Annotated in this window: 11 protein-coding genes and 3 pseudogenes; 3 read left to right on the top strand and 11 right to left on the bottom strand. The window is 60.7% G+C overall.

Translation table 11 applies throughout. The features are described from left to right. Positions 1-316 precede the first annotated feature (316 nt). Positions 317-990: pseudogene (locus RW095_RS41300) on the top strand (porin). 71 nt (positions 991-1061) lie between these two features. Here the strand turns inward: RW095_RS41300 and RW095_RS05840 are convergent. From RW095_RS05840 to opgC, 3 genes are all read right to left on the bottom strand, one after another. Continuing rightward, a complete protein-coding gene (locus RW095_RS05840; RefSeq protein ID WP_394365078.1) occupies positions 1062-2345 on the bottom strand; it encodes an Nramp family divalent metal transporter in 1284 nt (427 codons plus the stop codon). Between the two features lie 96 nt (positions 2346-2441). Continuing rightward, positions 2442-3698 carry an oxalate decarboxylase family bicupin gene (locus RW095_RS05835; protein WP_317015071.1) on the bottom strand — a complete coding sequence of 419 codons (1257 nt, stop codon included), beginning with the start codon at positions 3696-3698 and terminating at the stop codon, positions 2442-2444. Positions 3699-4505: 807 nt separating this feature from the next. Then, the gene (opgC, locus tag RW095_RS05830; protein WP_317016762.1) at positions 4506-5708 is read right to left on the bottom strand and encodes an OpgC domain-containing protein; all 1203 of its coding nucleotides are present in this window, start codon (positions 5706-5708) and stop codon (positions 4506-4508) included. A 508-nt stretch (positions 5709-6216) separates the two neighbouring features. On the opposite strand from opgC, the gene RW095_RS05825 reads away from it, so the two are divergent. Then, positions 6217-6570, top strand: a complete 354-nt coding sequence (locus RW095_RS05825) for a hypothetical protein (RefSeq protein WP_317015069.1) — start codon at positions 6217-6219, stop codon at positions 6568-6570. 239 nt (positions 6571-6809) lie between these two features. Here RW095_RS05825 and RW095_RS05820 read toward each other — a convergent pair whose 3' ends face one another. The 6 genes and pseudogenes from RW095_RS05820 to RW095_RS05795 all read right to left on the bottom strand — a co-directional run bounded on the left by RW095_RS05820 (position 6810) and on the right by RW095_RS05795 (position 14682). Next, on the bottom strand, positions 6810-7370 hold the full coding sequence (locus RW095_RS05820; protein WP_317015068.1) for a DUF4337 domain-containing protein: 561 nt from the start codon (positions 7368-7370) through the stop codon (positions 6810-6812). A gap of 435 nt (positions 7371-7805) precedes the next feature. Next, positions 7806-8732, bottom strand: a complete 927-nt coding sequence (gene fdhD / locus RW095_RS05815; protein WP_317015067.1) for a formate dehydrogenase accessory sulfurtransferase FdhD — start codon at positions 8730-8732, stop codon at positions 7806-7808. Between the two features lie 155 nt (positions 8733-8887). Continuing rightward, a pseudogene (locus RW095_RS05810) lies at positions 8888-9808 on the bottom strand (bestrophin family protein). 36 nt (positions 9809-9844) lie between these two features. Continuing rightward, positions 9845-10831 (bottom strand): cytochrome d ubiquinol oxidase subunit II, encoded by a 987-nt coding sequence (gene cydB / locus RW095_RS05805; RefSeq protein ID WP_317015065.1) that lies wholly within the window; start codon positions 10829-10831, stop codon positions 9845-9847. Positions 10832-10850: 19 nt separating this feature from the next. Then, positions 10851-12278 carry a cytochrome ubiquinol oxidase subunit I gene (locus RW095_RS05800; RefSeq protein WP_317015063.1) on the bottom strand — a complete coding sequence of 476 codons (1428 nt, stop codon included), beginning with the start codon at positions 12276-12278 and terminating at the stop codon, positions 10851-10853. Positions 12279-12354: 76 nt separating this feature from the next. Further along, positions 12355-14682 carry an FdhF/YdeP family oxidoreductase gene (locus RW095_RS05795; RefSeq protein ID WP_317015062.1) on the bottom strand — a complete coding sequence of 776 codons (2328 nt, stop codon included), beginning with the start codon at positions 14680-14682 and terminating at the stop codon, positions 12355-12357. Between the two features lie 262 nt (positions 14683-14944). Between RW095_RS05795 and RW095_RS05790 the strand changes: the two genes are divergently transcribed. Further along, positions 14945-16372 (top strand): aminotransferase-like domain-containing protein, encoded by a 1428-nt coding sequence (locus tag RW095_RS05790; RefSeq protein WP_317015060.1) that lies wholly within the window; start codon positions 14945-14947, stop codon positions 16370-16372. A gap of 99 nt (positions 16373-16471) precedes the next feature. Here RW095_RS05790 and RW095_RS05785 read toward each other — a convergent pair. Next, positions 16472-16966, bottom strand: a pseudogene (locus RW095_RS05785) (transposase); the annotation flags it as partial. A 1386-nt stretch (positions 16967-18352) separates the two neighbouring features. Further along, on the bottom strand, positions 18353-19192 hold the full coding sequence (locus RW095_RS05780; RefSeq protein ID WP_317015059.1) for a BtpA/SgcQ family protein: 840 nt from the start codon (positions 19190-19192) through the stop codon (positions 18353-18355). Positions 19193-19197: the final 5 nt, after the last annotated feature.

Here is a 19197-nt window from a genome sequence, read left to right as displayed (position 1 = left end):
AGTCTCCGATTGCGGCGCATTGATAGGGTCGGTTCCAGATTCGCTGACGTTCGGCGCACGTACCGTCACGCCTACCCGACAGCAAACCGTGCGATGCAGCGCCGTACCTTCTGCGCCTCGTTGTGCCCACGTGCGTCAGCCGTTGTTCCTCAATCGATTGCTGAGTATTTATGACACGCTGTTCAGGCTTCTGAAACGGCGTCTTTCACTCTTTCGAGTCGCGGCGCACCGACGAAAACTTATACTCCGCACGCTGTTGCATTGGCGATCACCAATCGCCTGTTCGGGAACGACTTACGTTATCGGGGAATTTGAAATGAAGTTGAAGAATCTGGCGATTGGATCAGCCATGCGTTTCACAGGGGTAGCACATGCGCAAAGCAGCGTGACGCTTTACGGCACCATCGACACGAGCATGGTCTATGCGAACAACGCGAGAACTGGCACCGGCCAAGGGGCCAGCCAATTCATGCTGGCATCTGGAAGCCTGAGTACCTCGCGCTGGGGCTTGCGCGGCAATGAGGATCTCGGCGGCGGCCTGCACGCCGTGTTCGACCTGGAGAACGGCTTCACGGTAAACAATGGCGCGCTCAAAAATTCAACAGCCGCGCAAACGGACCTGTTTGGCCGCCAGGCGTGGGTTGGTCTCAGTTCCAGCCAGTACGGGACGCTTACGCTAGGCCGTCAATACGATTTCATCGTTGACTATGTCGCACCGAATAGCGGGACGGGATCGGGTTCGGCGGCAATGTTGCCGCACACCCGTACGACAATGACAACTTGGACAACGACTTGCGTCTGAACAATTCGGTCAAGTTCAGCAGCATCTCGTACGGCGGCTTCAAGGCCGGCGCGATGTATGCATTCTCCAACGTGGCGGGCGCAGGCGCGGACAACAACGCATACAGTTTGGGCGCCAGCTATTCCAACGGTCCCATCAATATTGGGGAGTTGGTCAGCAGCCATTGCAGGGCTTTCGCCCGGTTATAGCGGCCGGCGTGTACCCGTGTCAGCCCGGCAGGGCGCGTCGACGCCATCGTTTAGCGCCCCGAAAATCCGCCTTAAGACACCATCTGCCAGATCAGCACAACATTGAGCAGGACGATCGAGACCGTCGCGACGTGTGCGGCCAATACGGTCTTCCTGCTGGCGACAAAATCGCCCATCACACTACGGCGCGACGACACCACGACGAGTGCAACTAGCGGCAGTGGCAAGATGAGGCTCAACACCACCTGACTGCCGATCATCGCGTCCATCACATTGCCGTTCAGACCGACGACGAAGGCCGGCACTGCAGTAATCAGGCGCCGTACCCAGATCGGAATTCTGAAGCCGACGAAGCCCTGCATGATCACCTGACCGGCCATCGTCCCCACCGCTGAACTCGAAATGCCGGACGCGAGCAACGAGACCAGAAACACGGTCGCGGCGCCAACACCCAGCAGGGGAATCAGCGTGTGATAGGCGACGCTGACGTCGGCCACACCCGAGCCTGATTTGCCGAACACGGACGCCGACATCATCACCATCGCAAGATTCACGAAAGTGGCGAAGCCAAGCGCGATGACGACTTCCTTGTTTGAGAAGCGCAGTAGCCGTCGACGTTCGCCGTCGTTACGCGCAAGCGTGCGAGTCTGCGTTAGTCGGGAGTGCAGATAAAGGGTGTGTGGCATGATCGTCGCACCGACGATCCCGACCGCGAGCGTCACGGCCGACGCACCATGCAGATGCGGGACAAGGGTACCCAGGAGCGCCGCATGCCAGTCCGGCGGCGCGATCACGAGTTCGTACAGATAGCTAAGACCGATCACTGCGACGAGCCCGGCAATCACCAGTTCAAGCGGACGAAAGCCGCGTTTGTCGAGCGACAGGATGGCGAACGTGACAACGCCAGTCGCACCCATCCCGACCACGAGCGAGACGTGAAACAGCAAGGAGATGCCTAATGCCCCGCCGAGGAATTCGGCGATATCCGTGGCAATGGCAGCCAGTTCCGAGGCGATCCACATGGCGATTACAACGGACGGCGAAAACTGCTCACGGCACAGCTCCGCAAGATTACGGCCTGTCACGATGCCGAGTTTCGCGGACATCGACTGGAACAGCATTGCCACGAGGTTTGAGATCAACACCACCCAAAGCAACTGATAGCCGTACGTCGAGCCGGCTTGCAGGTTCGTGGCAAAGTTGCCCGGGTCCATATAGCCGACCGACGCGATCACCGCCGGCCCGACGAACGGTAGCAAGGCCCGCAGGCCTTTGCGGCGTCCGTCGAGTGACGCGCGCACCGCACGCTCGGTCTGCTGCGTCACGCTGCCAGTCGGCCCGACGCCGGGTTGGATCAACTTGATAAAATGGTGACGTCATGTTTATCGGAGAAATGAGGCGGGGCGGTTGGCGAGCACAGCGCGCATGCGCCGCGCCCGCGACCGTGCGGATCAGACCGGCAGGATGTCCGGACGATTGTTCGGGAAGCGCGCGAGGTCTTCACGACTGATCTTCAGCGTGTCCATGATCATCTGCGGCGGCGTGTGCGTCATCCAGTCGGACAGCGAAACTTCCGCGAAGTGGTCACTCTTGAAGACTTCAACCATGATCAGGTCGGTGTCGCCGGTATTCTCCACGTAATGTCCGAGGCTCTTCTTCACGTAGCCGATGTCGCCTGCACGGAAGTCGGCGGTCGCCGCCTTCGGGCCCGTGTCGAATACCGTCATCCGGCCTTGACCCTTGATGTAGTACTGCCACTCGTCCGCGTTCGGATGCCAGTGCAACTCGCGGATACCGCCCGGCTTGACCGTGACCAGCGCAGCGGCGATGTTTACCGATGCCTTGAAGTTACGGCTGTCGGCAATCTGCACCGTCCCGCCTTTGGTTTGTTTGAGCGGCGGCAAATCGGCGAGCGAGAAGATGAACGGATGCATCGGCGCGCCAAGAGGACTCGCCACTGCGCGTTGCGCGGCCTCCAGCGAGCCGGGGTTGGTGCCCTGGAAGATCCACAGATTGTCGAGAGGGATATTCTTGAATACGTCGGCCGGCACGTTGAAGTTACGGGCGAGCACCTCGGGCGGCGTATGCGCAACCCAGTCCGTTACCAGGAGCGTGTTGAATTCGGATGCGCGGCCGTTGTCGAACGCGAGGACGAATTCAGCGCCACTCGGGCCAAGGCCTTGCAACGAGTGCGGCAGGCCCGGGGGAAAATACCAGAGATCGCCGGTCTTGACGTCGGCCACCTGCGGACGGCCTTGTTCGTCCAGGATCGTGATCCGGCATTTTCCGTCCACCATGATGGCCCACTCAGCCTGCTGGTGCCAGTGCATCTCACGGATGCCGTTGGCCGAGAGACGCATGTTCACGCCCGAAATGTCCTCCGAAATCGCGAAGTCATCCTGCGTCACTTCACGCGCCCAGCCGCCGTTCTGATAACGCTTGTGCGCATTGTTGAACGAGGCCCAGAAGAGCGGCATGCCGTTGATGTCGGTTGCTGGCGGATTCTGGAATGACGGGAACTGGTTCGCGATCGCCGGATTCTGCGGGCCCGGATCGCTCAGACTGGTCGGGCTCTTCGCGTTGATCATGCCTTCGGGCGGCCGGTCCGGGTTGCCGAACGAGGCGGCTTTGGCCGTGGCCGCCACGCCAAGGGCCGCAGCGGAAGCAGCAGCGCCGACCAGAACTTTGCGTCTAGACAGATCAGTCATGGTAATTGCCTTATGTGATTAAAACGGGTTAATGCACGTTGATTTGAGTTGCTTCATGTGGTGTGTCGGATGTGTTATCAGATTGAGTTGAGTGAGGTGGTCAATCGAAATGCCAGCTCGGAAATAATCTGATGCCTCGTTGGTTTCCTGCCGTCTCACACGTCTGGCGGGCGTATCCTCCATGGAAACGGATCGTAGGGTCCAGGCCGAGCTCAAACATTTTTTTTCTGGTCAACAACAGCGGATTGCTTATTCTGAACTATGCGGCAGATGTTTTGAAATGTGAGTGAACTTTCTGAATCTGGATAATGAATAAATTGTAATGAGGTTGATCTGATTCGGTCATTATCTGGAACGTCATTTATTGGATTTAATCAACGGTCGGATCGGCGCATGCGTGGCGACATCGACAATGACGTGCTGCCCGCGGCGGGTTAGGTCGATCAGCGACCTTCGAGCCGCACGCCTTGGAGAGGCAGACTGTGGTGCACATAGTGCGATCAACGAATGGGTTAGAGTGTCGATCTGATCGATTCGAGCGGCCCCGATGAGCAAGCTTAAGGGTCTGTACGGCTATTCGCCGGACGTCGCTTTGACCGTGACGGCATTGGTGGTGAAAATCACCTTCGCGATCTCTGGCGGGTAATCGAAGAACGGAATGACGCGTTCCCTAACATAGCGATCGGCGATTCCGCAACAATCCGGTCAACAGCCGGATGAAAATAGAATAATAATTGTTTCCATTGCCTGCGCGAACCAGTAGATGTACAACTGGTTGCGGGTTTTGTCGAACCGCCGGAATTGCACTCAAGCGCTTGGACGGTGGCGGCCACTCGGTCGTGGTGCGGCCATCGTCGGCACTGGCAAGTGCGGAGCAGCGGCTCGGCATCCGTATTGTCCATTTCTGTCTTGCCGCCGCGCCGTCGGCCGATTGGATTTGAGCTTGGCCGCAGCGATGGCGACGCCGAGCACCGCCGCGATCGTCAGTAAGTCGGCCGACAGCGCCGCAGCAACCGCTTGCGTGCGTGTATGAAAGGCGGGCACCGCGACCCGCAGCGCGGTGTCGGCAACGATCGAAATGAGCGTTCCCCAGACAAAGCAGGTCAGTCCCTGGCGACCGACCGTAACCACTGGCGGTAGCGCCGCGGCCAGCCGGTCGATCCACCCGAGCCGGCTCAGCTGCGCGACCAGCCAGGCGATCGCGGTAAAGTTGAGGACTCTCAGGGAACTCAGGTGCTGTTTCAGATAGCCGGGCTCCGGCTGGCTCTCAATCATCAACTTGTAAGCGGCGAAAGCCAGCGCAACGGCGAGCGCAATCCTGGTCAGCCGTAGTCCGGCGCGCGAAGTCTGGAACACGGTGGACACCGGATGCAACCGGCACAGCATGCCAAGCATAAACATCAACTGCCACGCGAACGGATCGAATGACCAGCCAATAGGGTCGGCGCTCGGCAGCAGATGCGCAAGCGGGGGTGCGCACAGCCACAACGCCAGGCTCGCCAGCAGGGCGGTGGCCGGCCGGCGACGAACAACCGGCGCCACCAGCGGCACGCACAGCGCGAACCCGATATACATCGGCAGCACCGCAGCCAGATCAGGCTGGCGCCGTAGCGTGGCGATATCGAGCAGCGTCTGGAGCGGCCGGACCAAAAACAGTGGCGCATCGGTGTAGGTCAGTATGGCGGTGTGGATGTGCAGCGCGAGCATCGCCAGGCCGCAAAGCAGCATTAGAGCGGCCGTCAGGAGATAGCCACGATAGATTTCCCAGCTGCGTTTAAGGAAGCGGCGATGCGCGTGCGCTGTGCCACCGCTCACTGACATCGCGCAATAAGCGGCGGCGCTCGCATAGCCGCCGAGAAAGACGAAGACCTCGGCCGCGTCGCAAAATGCATAGGTATGCAGTGTCAGATGCGAGAGCGCGCTGTACGAGACGTGGTCAAGTGTAATCACGATCAGCGCCAGGCCGCGCAAGAAATCGACGCTCGTTGAACGGGCGGGATTTCGACTCATGGTTAAACTCCGCTTGATGCTGTGTGGACGTGGCAGTTGAGGCTGCGGAGACTGAGCTGGGCCGGCCGAGCAGCCGCGAGGGGTGCTCACGAATCGGCTTCGTGTCGGGCTTTGTCGTTTCCGAACCCTATCTCACCGCCTGAGCCCGCGTCAGTCGGCGCACTCCCTTTGATCGGGCAGGGCTCATCGGCTTCGGGCCTGAAGGCTTGCCACTCGGGAATCAAAGGTGCCCAATCGTCGAGAGCGGAAAAGTCTTCGATGTGTGTGGATTCGTTTCATGATGATTTTCAAGTGTGCAAACGGCTTCTAACCGCGGGTCTTACGGGCGGCCAAAGTCGATCTCATAGCGCTGAAAACAACTCTAGGCCTCCGGCGTCTAAGTGAAAACCCTAATAAAGACAAAACGTTGTTCCAATCGACGCAAGAATGGCCATCCGGACGCACGTTCTCCGTTGGTGGAGCGAGCCCGGCTTTAAATTGTTCGAGGCGTCCCCTGGCGGCGCTGAGCGTGCCCAACGTAACCGCGCGCATCGGGCCGCCGAACAACCGCCGCAAACCATTCGTACCCGCACCGTCCACATTCCACACGCCTGTTTCTCTACTTTTTTCGAAGATCTCAGCCATGACTTGGGCGGCCTGCAATGAGCGTTTCCTGTTCGAGGTGGGCGGCGACAATTATCTGGGCTGGTTCGTCACCGCATCCGGACTTTCCTTCGGCGCGCCGTTCTCGTTCGACTTGCTCAACAAGATGATGGTGATCCGTTCCACAGTGAAGCCGCATGAGAAGAGCCCCGAGGAGGCGTCGCAGGATAGACGTTCGAACGTCAGCTTAGCCCCAAACACTTTAACCCTCGCCGCATAATCGCGGCGAGGAGGCCGGCTACATGATCATCATTCATGCGCGGATAGTGATGGTCGGGGCATCGGCGAAAGCCGCCGTTCGTGGGAGCGTCTCCCCCGCGTTGTCGCGAACAGCCGCTACCGACAAATCTGCTGCCTGCACTCCAACTATGCTTGCCGTTGCGCGTACGCCGAGACAGGCCGTGTTTTTCAATCACACCGCCATGCCTCTTGCGGGCGCCACAGACGTGGAAAGCCGAATCATATGTGCAAAATGGCAGCGATAGACACGCCGATACCCACAGCTCCTGAGCAGGCCGCCACGACGAAGAGCTTTCGACTGCCTGTCAACGACGTAACCGCCGCTAGCGAAATAGCCACATTGATTAGCGCGAGCGCCTGACCAAACATGTGCTGCGGATGCTCCTTGTGCCCCGATTGCAGGTTCGCTTCGGCTACCTGCTGTTCCATCTCATGCGCCTTCGCTGAGATATCTTTCTTTCGGTTCTCGTACTTGCTGATCTGATCGCGATAGTACCCCTGCTTTTCGTGCCCGGACAATCCGGCAGCGATCTCCATCATGTGACCTTTACTGGATTCGGCCTGGTAAAGATTCCATTCGTCGCTGGTCTTGCTTTGCAGCAGCACGGCCTCGTTCTTGAATAGTAAGGCCTGCGTCTGCAACACCCCTTCTTCATAATGTAAAAGACCCGCGATGGCAGCAAGAATCGCAGTGAAAACGGCTACCCAACGTGATAGAGGATCGCCTGCACGCGCTGCGTGTTCGATGGCTTCGTCATGGGGGGCATGTTCGTGCGACACGTTTTACTCTCCGTTTTGAAATAAAAAAAAGCCCGCCTGAGCTGGCGGGCCGAATCCATATGCTGAGGAAGTACATGGAGCAGACGGGATAAGCATAGATCCTGTCCGCCCCATACGCACTGCGGCGCAGGGTCTCACCTGACCTATTGCCCCTTGCCCCGGTTGGGCATCGACCGGTGTCGAGTGCAACGCCACGGTATGGCCGATCCTCTGCCGGTCGACGCGATACTGACGAACGTCACTATATGGGGTCGAGATGGGTCCGATGCGTCCGGCAACACACGGACAGGCTGGACAACTTCCCGCCCAAAAAACTTGACTGATTACCTCAGGGCATGAAGCGGCCCTTCATTCGCCACGTTGACCCGTCGCCTCGTCGGCCATCCCGGAAGTTCGGATTAAGCCGAGGCCGGTCATTCTGCGCCAGCCACAGCACTAGGCCCGCTGGTCAGAGCCCATGTCACATGGGGCTGGGTTTGGTCCGCTGGCTTGTGCTGCATTCTTGCGAACGGTTGCCGTCGATACAGGTTGGCTCACTGGACCCGGAGGGTCGTTCGCCGTGTACTCGACAAAGCCGTCTTGCCGGCAGAAGCTCAAGAGACGCATGCGGGCACGTTGAGCGATGTCGATCGCGAGCGAGGTCGGCGCCGATATCGCGGCGAGCAACGCAATGTTCATTCGTGCCGTCTTGCGCACCAGCTCGTAGCTCGCCCGGCTCGACAGAAAGACGAAGCCGTCCTGCATGTCTTCCTGGCGGAGAGCGAGACCGCCGATCAGCTTGTCGAGCGCGTTGTGGCGACCCACGTCCTCAAACACTTCGACGATGGAGCCGTCGGGCTTGCACCACGCCGCAGCGTGGATTCCTCCTGTCTCGCGCATGAGGATCTGCCGGTCCGGTAGTTCGCGCGCGGCTGATTCGATCGCCGAAGGCGATACGTCGGCGGCACCGTTTCGATGTGCGATCTTCTGCGGTTGCAGATCCAGCAATTCGATGCTTTCAATCCCGCATACGCCGCAGCCGGTACGGCCGGCGAGGGCGCGCCGCTTGCCTTTCAATTGCTGCAACGCCGGTTGTGCAATCGTCAGCTGCACCTCTGCGCTGTCGGTGTGCACGACGACTTCGAGATCGTAGATGTCGGCGGCGCGCTCGACGATCCCTTCGGTCAGCGCAAAGCCCACCGCGAATGCTTCGAGATCGAGTGGGGTCGCCATCATGACCGCGTGCGAAATGCCGTTGAAGACGAGCGCGACCGGGAATTCCTCGACGACACGATGCATGATGGCCGTCGACAGGCCTCGCCGGCGGCGAACGATCGGGCGAGAAACGCTTCCTGTCTGTTCGGTGGCTAAATCGCAGGACATCTTTTCTCCTTCACGGCAGTGGAGTGTAGGGCGTCGCGCTTGAGCCGGCCCGCATTGCGTATGAGGCATCGTACGCAAGCGGTGGCCGGCGGGAGGGTACAGAGCGGTCTGAATCGGCAAGCTACAGAATCGCGGACGCGCGATGCAGCCCGCGTTTACGTCAGCTGGTAGCGCCGGCCGGCCTTCGTTTCGGCAGGAAGCGCTTCGTCGCACAGTTCGAGCAGCGTGCGCTCGATATTGCGGGTTATCGCGTCGAGCGCCAGGTTGTTCGGCGCAACGCCGAAGGGCTCTGAGACGTCGCTTGCGATCGCCTCGAGCGCAATCAGCGTGTAAGACACGAACACCGAGATGAGCGGGGTCGCGATGCCGATCGAATCGACCAGGCCGAATGGCAGCAGCAAGCAGTAGGAGTACACGGTGCGATGAAGCAGCACGCCGTACGGGTAGGGGATCGGTGTCGACGCGATCCGCTCGCAGCCGCCGACCATCGTTCCCAGCTCGTTCAGCTGGTTGTCGAACATCCACACCTGCGTGTCGGAGATCGCGCCGCGCCGCTGCAACTTGCTCACCGCATGCCGGACCTCGTTCAGGAGCGCCGTGGGCCGATAGCGTTTGGCCTGCAGCGCGCGGGCGCGCTCGGCGCCGACGTAGCGCTGGAGATCGGGCGCGGGATCGGTCTTGCGCAATTGATGCTTGAGCGCATAGACGAAGCCGATGATCCCGCGCACGAACTCGGTCCGGTCGAATTCCGGCGCATCGTCCGGCACGTAGCACAGCGCTTGCGACGTCGGATTCCGCGCCGAGATGAGGATATTCCCCCAAAGGCGCCGGGCCTCCCAGAAGCGGTCCTAGCTCGCGTTGTTCCGAAATGCGAGGAAGATCGTGAGCGCGACACCGCACAGCGTGAACGGCGTGGTGTTGAGCGGAATCATCGGGCCGAAATTGTCCCGGTGGGCGATGACTGCCAGTACTCCCACCAGCGTCAGGAGGGCCAGTTGCGGGATGATCGATTGAAGTACCGATCCGTACCACACGAACAGCATGCGGAACCAGTTATGTGGGGGCCTGACGATCACTTAGCGCTCCGATGTTTGCTGGTGTAAGGTTGTCGATCAATGGTGGACCGGGATGACCTTGCCGCGGAACAGGTGATACTGGTACAGGTTGTAGCCGATCATGATCGGCATCACGGTGCCGATGCCGATCAGCATGAAGATGAGCGTGCTGCTGTTCGATGCGGCAGACGCGATACTCAACTGTCCCGGCACGATGTACGGGAAGAGGCTGACAGCGAGGCCGGCGAACGACGCGACGAACAGGACCATTGACGCGTTGAACGGGCCGTGCTCGCCACCTATATGCACCGAATAGAGCACGTAGCAGAAGGCCAGCGCTGCGACGATCGCCAGGCCGACCAGCACATGGAACACTCCGGCTTGTGCCCAACGCTCGGCGCCGATCGGGCTCACCATCAGCGTGCCGATCGAGATCACGATGGCGGCGGCGACGGTTGTGACGACCGCGATCATCGAGTAGCGCCGTGCAGCCGCTTGCAGCCGGCCATTGGTCTTCTTCACGAGCCAGGTGGCGCCCAGCAGCGCATAGCCGGACACGACGCCGATTGCGGTCATCGCGACGAATCCCGCGTGAAGGCCGCCCGGCAACATGCCGGTGATGACCTTGCCGAGAATCACACCCTGGCACGCCGCGGTAAGCAGGCTGCCGATGCCGAACACGCGGTCCCATATCGGCCGCGCGCCCGTAGCCGCGTGACGAAATTCGATCGCGGCGCCGCGCATGATCAGGCTAGCGATCAGCACCATCACAGGCACGTACAGGTCCGACAGCAACATCGCGTACGCAGCCGGGAATGCGCCGAAGAGGGCGCCGCCGAGCACGACGAGCCACGTTTCGTTGGCGTCCCAGACGTGCCCGATTGACTGGATCATCAGGTTTCGGTCGGATTCCTTCGAACGGAAGAGACTCAGGATGCCGACACCGAGGTCGAAGCCGTCGGTGATCACATAGAGCACGAGCATCAGCCCGATCAGGCCAAACCACGCATGGCTAAGCAAACTTTCAGCGGTGACTGGATTCATTTTGGGTAACCTTGCTCGATCAACTTGAATGGAGGCGTCGTCGGATCAATACTCGACGGTGTGTGCGCGACGGACTGATGTGACGGCTCGGCCGGGGGGGGGGGGGGAGCGTGACGTCGGGTCCGTTCTTCAGCCAGCGGCGCGCGAAGTAGAAGAACGACGAGAGCAGCACCGCGTAGAAGACGGCGAACATCACCATGCTGCCGGTAATCGCAATGGGAGAGATGGCGGAGGCCGCGTGTTCGGTGCGCAGCAATCCGTACACGACCCATGGCTGTCGTCCGACTTCGCGCACGATCCAGCCGCATTCGACCGCGATATAAGGCAGTGGAATGGCCAGCACCCATGCGAGCAGCAACTTGCGTTGCGCGAGCAGCGCATCGAGCCGGCCGCGCGCCTTGCGCAACGCGAATGTCGTCCAGAAAGCAAGGACCATGAACAGGAAGCCGATGCCCGCCATCGCGCGGAACGTGTAGTAGAGGAGCGGCAGCATCGGCGGCTGGTCGACTACCGGAATGTCCGCGAGACCTTTGACCTGGCCGTGCAGGCTGTGCGTGCCGAGGACGCTCAGCAGGCCGGGGACTTCGATCGACCAGTCATTGCGTTGTTTCGCCTTGTCGGGCCATGCGAGCAGCGACCAGGAGGCGCCGGTGCCGGGCGCGTTGGTTTCCCAGTGGCCTTCGATCGCCGCGCCCTTGGCGGGCTGAGTTGCGAACACGTCGACGCCGCTCGAATCGCCGAGCCAGATCTGCACCGGCGCAATAAACACGAGCAACACGAGCGCAAGTTTGAACGAACGCACGAAGAACTCGGGATTGCGGCGCTTCAGCAGGTAGTAGGCGGAAAGGCCGGCTACGACCACAAGGCCGGTTTCGAGCGCGGCGAACCACATGTGCGACACGCCCCAGGCCATGTCAGGGCTGAAGATTGCCTTCACATAATCGGTTACGACGATCTTGCCGTCGACGACCGCGACGCCGGCTGGCGTCTGCATCCATGAGTTGGCCACCATGATCCAGAACGCCGAGATCGACGATCCCAACGCGACCATCGAGGTGGCGAACAGATGCACCCCCTTCGGCACGCGTCCCCATCCGAGCATCATGATGCCGACGAAGCCCGCCTCGAGCATGAAGGCCATCGCGCCTTCAAAACCGAGGATATTGCCGAAGAACTGGCCGGTGAACTGCGAAAACGGCCCCCAGTTGGTGCCGAACTGAAACTCCATCGGAATGCCGCTCACGACGCCGACGGCAAAATTCAAAACAAGCAGCTTGCTCCAGAAGCGAGCGTGGCGATACCACACAACCTCGCTCGTGCGCACCCAGAGAACTTCGACGACGAGCAGAAAGGCCGACAGACTGATCGTCAGAATCGGCCACAAGATGTGGAAGATGGCGGTCATTGCGAACTGGCCGCGCGCGAGATGTAAGGCTTCGAGTGGCATGTCGGTCACCAGGGGAAAAGTGGAAATCGGGTGAGCGCGCCGGCCGGCGCGCTGCTCAATTCATGAGGCGGTGGGCTCACGCAGCGGCGGTGGCGGCTGGAGGCGCGGACCGATGCAGCAGCACCGGGACCGACTTCGAGGTCGGCGTGTTGCACACGTCGCCGACGCTCGAGAGCGGGACGAGCGGATTCGTCTCCGGGTAGTACGAGCCGATGCAGCCGCGCGGAATGTCGTACTCGACGAGCAGGAACGAGTCGGCCCGGCGTTCGATGCCGTCGTCCCACACGGTCGTCATGTCGACCCAATCGCCGGCTTTGAAGCCGAGCATCGCCAGGTCCTTGGGGTTCACGAACACGACCCGGCGTTGCCCGAACACGCCGCGGTAGCGGTCGTCGAGCGCGTAGATCGTGGTGTTGTACTGGTCGTGCGAACGGGTCGTCATCAGCGTCATCACGCGTTCGCCGTGCAGCTTCTTCGCGCGCCGGATCGGGGTGTCCTCCTCGATCTGATGGACGATGAAGTTGGCCTTGCCGGTATGCGTCTGCCAGTCGCGTTCGCGGGAAGCGACGCGCAGGTGAAAGCCGCCCGGATGCGCGATCCGTTCATTGTAGTGCTCGAAGCCGTCGAGCACGCTCTCGATCGCGTCGCGCACGCGCGAATAATCCTTTGCGTAGCCGAGCCAGTCGACTTTCGCGCTGCCGATCGTCGCGCTCGCAATGTGCGCGACGATCGCTGTTTCCGACATCAGGTTCTTCGACGCCGGGGTGTTCATGCCGTACGAGATGTGGACCATGCTCATCGAGTCCTCGACGCTCACGCCTTGCGACACGCCATCCTGGATATCGATTTCGGTGCGGCCGAGGGTCGGCAGGATTAGCGCGTCCTTGCCGTGCACAAGATGGCTGCGGTTGAGCTTGGTGGTGATATGGACGGTCAGGTCGCAGGCGCGCAGCGCATCCCACGTGCGCGGCGTGTCGGGTGTCGCGATCGAGAAGTTGCCGCCGAGGCCGAGGAACACCTTCACATGGCCTTCGAGCATCGCTTCGATCGTTTCGACGACGTCGTAGCCGTGCTCGCGCGGCGGCTCGAAATCGAACACCTTGCCGAGGCGGTCAAGGAATTCTTGCGACGGCTGCTCTTCGATGCCGACCGTGCGGTTGCCCTGCACGTTCGAGTGGCCACGAACCGGACACAGGCCCGCGCCTTCGCGGCCGATATTGCCGCGCATCATCATCAGGTTCGACAGCATGTGCACGGTCGCGACCGAGTTTTTGTGCTGAGTGAGGCCCATGCCCCAGGTCGCGATCACGCGCTTGCCGTTGACGTAGATGCGGGCGAGGCCTTCGATGTCTTCGCGGGCGACACCGGATTCGGCTTCGAGTGTGGTCCAGCTTTCGGCGCGCAGATCGGTTGCGAAGGCCTCGAAGCCGGACGTGTGCCGTTCGATGAACGGAACGTCAAGAATCCGTTCGCTGCCTTGCGCGAGCGCTTCGTCATCGAGTTCGATCACGCGCTTCGCGACGCCCTTGAGCAGCGCGAAATCACCGGCGAGCTTCGGCTGGATAAAGGTCGACGCGATTTTCGTGCTCGACATCGTCAGCATCTCCAGTGGGTGCTGGGGACTTGAGAAACGCTCGAGCCCGCGTTCACGCAACGGATTGATCGACACGATGGTGGCGCCGCGTTTAGCGCATTCGCGCAGCTCGCCGAGCATGCGCGGATGGTTGGTCGCGGGATTCTGGCCGAAGATCAGCAGCGTATCGGCGAGCTCGAAATCGTCGAGCGTGACCGTGCCCTTGCCGACGCCCACCGTGGTGGGCAGGCCGCGGCTCGTCGCCTCGTGACACATGTTCGAGCAATCCGGAAAGTTGTTGGTGCCGTACATGCGCACGAACAATTGATACAGGAATGCGGCTTCGTTGCTTGCGCGGCCCGACGTGTAGAACGCCGTTTGGTCCGGGTTGCCGAGCGTATTCAGGTGCTTCGCGATCAGCCGGAACGCGTCGTCCCAGGAGATCGGCTGGTACTTGTCGGAGAGCGCGTTATAGACCATCGGGTCGGTCAACCGGCCGTGCTGCTCGAGTTCGTAATCGGTCTGCTTCATCAGCGTTTCGACCGTGTACTCGTCGAAGAACGCGGGCGTCACCCGCTTGCTGGTCGCCTCAGCGGCAACCGCCTTCACACCGTTCTCGCAGAACTCGAAGGTCGAAGCATGTTGCCGGTCCGGCCACGCACAGCCGGGACAATCGAAACCATCAGACTGGTTCTGCTTGAAGAGGGTCTTGTAGTTGCCGCCCGCAACCCTCTCTTTGATCAGGTTGATGGCAACGTACTTCAGTGCGCCCCAGCCGGCGGCGGGGTGGTGATAGGGCTCGATGCGACCCTGTGGCTTGGATTTTTCCATGACGTCGGTTCCGTAGACTTTACGCTTTGCCTGCGTCCCGGATGTCGGGCGTATCGCTTGGCGCATGCTGTGACTTAAGGTTAAGAGCGTTCGGCCAAGCGCGAAGCGCACACATTCGCGGCGATGGAAAGAGTACAGTTCTAGTACGATGCCTAGGCCCGTAAACTGTGCTCTAAAAGGGTACAGTCGACTGTCAAAAGATGGGGCGGCGACACAACTGGCGCCAGGGTGGTGCGCGGGCCGCGCTAGCTGGAGGGGGTCGATGAAGCTATACGAAAGATTGGCGGCGGACATCGAAGGCCAGGTTCTGCGCGGCGTGCTTCGGCACGGCGATCGCATTCCTTCGGTTAGGCAGACGAGCCAGCATCACAAGCTCAGCATCACGACGGTGATCCACGCGTACTTGCTGCTCGAAAGCAAGGGCATCATCGAAAGCCGCCCGCAATCCGGGTACTTCGTTCGTCTCACGCCGGACGGTGCGGGCAGTAAGGCTGCGAACGAGTTGCTGACTTCGAAGCCGATCGCGGTGTCCGCGCACGTGGACGTGAGCCGGCTCGTGTTGTCGACGCTGCGCTCGATCGGCGCCGAGTCGGCGACGCCGCTGGGCTCGCCTTACCCCGATCCGAAGCTGTTCCCGTTCGACAAGATCAACCGCTACGCGTACAACATCACGCGCCGCAAGACGCAATGGGGCGTGACGGACGAACTGCCACCGGGGAATCCGCAATTGATCCGACAAATCGCGCGGCGGTACCTGGAGAACGGCGTGTCGGTGGATCCCAATGAGATTGTCGTGACGCTCGGTGCGACCGAGGCTATCAATCTCTGCTTGCAGGCGGTTGGGAAACCGGGTGATACGGTGGCCGTCGAGTCGCCGACGTTCTACGCGATGCTGCATGCGATCGAGCGGATGGGAATGCGCGCGATCGAAGTCGCGACGCATCCTCGTGAAGGAATTGATATCGGTGTGTTTTCTCGGCTTCTCGACACCCGCCGCATCGCCGCGTGCATGGTGATGCCGAATTTCCAGAATCCCCTCGGGTTCCAGATGCCCGACGAGAAAAAGCGCGAGCTGGTCGAACTGCTGGAGCGGCACGACGTTCCAGCCATAGAAAGCGACGTCTACAACGAACTGTACTTCGGCGACTCGCATCCCGCTCCTCTCAAGTCCTACGACACGAAGGGGCTCGTACTGCACTGTGCGTCGTTCTCGAAGAGCCTGACGTCCGCGTATCGGATCGGCTGGGCGATCCCGGGTCGTTACCGGGACCAAGTGGAAAAACTCAAGTTCCTCAACACGCTGACGACACCGTCGATCCCGCAGTTCGCGATTGCCGAATACCTGGAGCACGACGGCTACGAGCATCACTTGCGCCGCGTGCGCAAGGTGTACGCGCAGCAGGCGAACCTCATGGCTGCGATCGTCAAGCGGTTTTTCCCCGAAGGAACGCGCACGTCGCATCCGATGGGCGGGTATGTGCTTTGGGTCGAGTTGCCGCCAAACGTGGACTCGATGAAGCTCTACCAGCTTGCGCTCCAGCAAGGCATTACGATCGGGCCGGGCTACATGTTCTCCACGACGAACAGCTACCGCAATTTCATCCGGCTCAACTACAGTTATACGTGGTCGCCGGAAATCGAAAAGGCGCTGATCACAGTCGGCAAGCTCGTCCGCGTGTGCATGCGCTAAGCGTCGACACTTGCGCGCGGCCTTATGCCGGCGATGTCGAGTCGACGGGTCAAATCACAACCGCACATATTGCACAGGCTCAACAACCCCATGCGGGCGTCACGCCCGCATCGCCTTCATAAGCGTTTCTGAACCGAGTAGCTTGATCACCCGCTTCATGTTGTACGCGAGCACGTGCAAGCTCTTCTCCGTGCTCACCCGCTCGATGGTTCTTGTCAGGAAATGGGGTGCACCCATCCACGCCTTGATCGTGCCAGATGGATGCTCGACAGTCTGTCGCCGGATGCGCATCATCTCAGGCGCATGGTCAAGTCGCGCCTGCATCTCGTCCAGAACAGCTTCGTGTTCCCAGCGTGCCACGCGACGTTGAGGGCCCGGCGTGCAGTCCCCTTTTAGCGAACATTGCTGGCAATTCGAACTCCAATACTTACTGAGTTTCAGGCCGCGCTCAACGGTCGAGAATCGCCAGATGAGCCGCTCGCCTGCCGGGCACCGATATTCGTTCGTCTTTGCGTCGTAAATGAAGTCTTCCTTACCGAAGCGGCCATGAGCCGTAGCGCTCGATGTCACCGTCTTCGGAACGAACACGGTTAGCATACGCTGCCAGTTTCCGGTCCACACACGCGCAGCTGCCCTTTCGGCTGCATCAATGTGCCGCACGGCGAAGGCTTCCGGGTCGAAGTCAAGACGACCCCGCGGGCGATCCGTCGCCGGTGTCGCTTCCGATAGTACTACCAGACATTGATGGTCATCAGACCTTGCCCGGAAATCGACGACGCAGCGCTGCCGGTCGACTGCCATGAAGCCAGGCCGTTCACAGGATGATCTTTGCAGCAGGATCCTCTTCGAGCATCAGACATGCTTCGGGAGCGCTGCGCCTGTACAGCGTCAGACGTCGCCCCCAGTTTCGGACTGAAGACGTCATAACGGTGCGCGCCGCGAGGACTCGGCAGCGTGAGCGGTTCGAAGCTTCGCAAAACGTCGACCATGTGGACCACCCGCCTCAGGATTTCATGGTCTAGAACGAACGTGAGTTGACGAATTTAATGCGCACTGATGCAAAGTGACAACTTTACTGTGCGATACGAAGCACGAGGCTCGGCGGCGCCGAGCGCAGTGCATGCTCATTCCATCATTGTTCGATCATGCGGGAGGACTTGCATGACAGTGAACCCGCTGTACGACCAGCGGTAGCCTAGGAAGGCAATCATCGTTGGTAACGACGTTGGTTGAAGCCCTTCCGACAATGTAGTCCGAAAGTGTGCCCCGTCGCGAGACGTGGCATAGACGCTCCAAGCAGCGATGTGGGCTGAGACGCTAGGCTGGCCGGCATGGGTAACGTAGGTGAATCGCTGATAAACGTCGTCATGTCAGAGATGCCAAAGCTGCTGATAGGCATTGACCAAAAGGTAGGTGGACGGTTGCCCTGCTAGTAATTCAGAGCACGTCGTCGCATGTGTCCACCGGCGAAAAGGCGAACCCTGAACCGGTCGTGTAATGGAATGGGAACGTGGTAAGCCCGAACAACTGCCCCCGCAGCAGGCGAACCGCAAGGAACGCTGTCGGTTGTGCGGGTATGAGAAAGCGGAAAAAGCGAAGGCCGCGCTGTAATGGCGCAGATAAAGGTTGCAACATCACCTTGCGCGAAAGCGAGCAGACTTCCGCCTGGTCCCTGGACGCAGAGTTATGGCCTGAGTTCATTGAGGGAGAGCATGAGAGAGCACCGGAAACGGTGTCTGCGCCCTCTGCGCTTTTGCGCGGAACAACGACTTTGAACGAAACGTAGGTTCGTTTGAAGCTGAGCGGACCGGCTGCACGCCTGTGCAGTTTCGCGGGGGCTTGAGCTGTATGCGGGGAAACTCGCACGTACAGTTCTTAGGGGAGGACGCGCCGGTAACGGCGTGTCCTTACCTGATTCGCTCTACGATTGTCGCTGCATTTCCCGCAACATGCCCACAACGTGACAATACCTTGCGAGCACTACCGCGCCGCCTGCATAAACGCCCGCACTTTGTCCTCGTCGACCGGGTTCCACCACACGCCGCCCACCTTCAACGAACTGGCGACGATCACGGCGTCGACAATCGACAGAATCTCCGCCACGTTGCGCTCCGTGCAGCCGCTACCCACCAGCAACGGCAAGGTCGTCGCCGCACGAATCTGCCGCAGATAGTCGGGGCTGGCGGCGTCTCCAGTACGTTGACCGGTGGCGATGATGGCGTCGGCGTCGAAGAATTCCACGTCGCGCACCAGTTCTTCCAGCGCGCGATCCGCCACGATGGCATGCGCGCCGTGCTTGACGTGCGCATCTGCGAACACGCTGATGCCGTCCGCGCGCAGCCGCGCCCGATAACGCAGCGCGTTGGCCGCCGCGCCTTCGATCAGCCCTTCGTTGGCGACATACGCATTGGCCCATTGATTGACGCGCACGAAGGCCGCCTGGCCCGCCGCCGCGATGGCCAGCGCGGGAATCGCCGCATTCGCCAGCACGTTGATGCCGATCGGCAGGCCGGTTTCGCGCGCGATGCGATCCGCCGTCACCGCCATGAACGCCGACGTCTCGTGACCGATATCGTCGGGCTTCGAGAACGGCACGTCACCATGATTTTCGATGATCAGGCCGTCGACGCCGCCGCTCGCATATGCGAGCGCATCGGCACGCGCGGTGGCGTACAGCGCTTCGCTCGCGGCACCCTGATAGCGCGGCGAGCCGGGAAAAGCCGGACAGTGAACCACGCCGATCACCACACCGCGCGCGCGGCCAAAAATCCGCTCGACGCAGTCGAGACGCCCGCGGCCAACACCAGAAGAAGTTTCCATATCGA

Source organism: Paraburkholderia kirstenboschensis, from assembly GCF_032806925.1.
In the GTDB taxonomy this organism is placed as follows: Bacteria; Pseudomonadota; Gammaproteobacteria; order Burkholderiales; family Burkholderiaceae; genus Paraburkholderia; species Paraburkholderia kirstenboschensis.
The sequence above is the reverse complement of the archived record's forward strand: the minus strand, read 5'-3'. Positions and strand labels throughout refer to the sequence as shown.

What these genes read in the sequence shown, in the direction of transcription:
- cydB (WP_317015065.1), bottom strand. Translation starts at nt 10,831, where the DNA reads ATGAATCCAGTCACCGCTGAAAGTTTGCTTAGCCATGCGTGGTTTGGC.
- RW095_RS05790 (WP_317015060.1), top strand. Translation starts at nt 14,945, where the DNA reads ATGAAGCTATACGAAAGATTGGCGGCGGACATCGAAGGCCAGGTTCTG.
- opgC (WP_317016762.1), bottom strand. Translation starts at nt 5,708, where the DNA reads ATGAGTCGAAATCCCGCCCGTTCAACGAGCGTCGATTTCTTGCGCGGC.
- RW095_RS05780 (WP_317015059.1), bottom strand. Translation starts at nt 19,192, where the DNA reads ATGGAAACTTCTTCTGGTGTTGGCCGCGGGCGTCTCGACTGCGTCGAG.
- fdhD (WP_317015067.1), bottom strand. Translation starts at nt 8,732, where the DNA reads ATGTCCTGCGATTTAGCCACCGAACAGACAGGAAGCGTTTCTCGCCCG.
- RW095_RS05835 (WP_317015071.1), bottom strand. Translation starts at nt 3,698, where the DNA reads ATGACTGATCTGTCTAGACGCAAAGTTCTGGTCGGCGCTGCTGCTTCC.
- RW095_RS05795 (WP_317015062.1), bottom strand. Translation starts at nt 14,682, where the DNA reads ATGGAAAAATCCAAGCCACAGGGTCGCATCGAGCCCTATCACCACCCC.
- RW095_RS05800 (WP_317015063.1), bottom strand. Translation starts at nt 12,278, where the DNA reads ATGCCACTCGAAGCCTTACATCTCGCGCGCGGCCAGTTCGCAATGACC.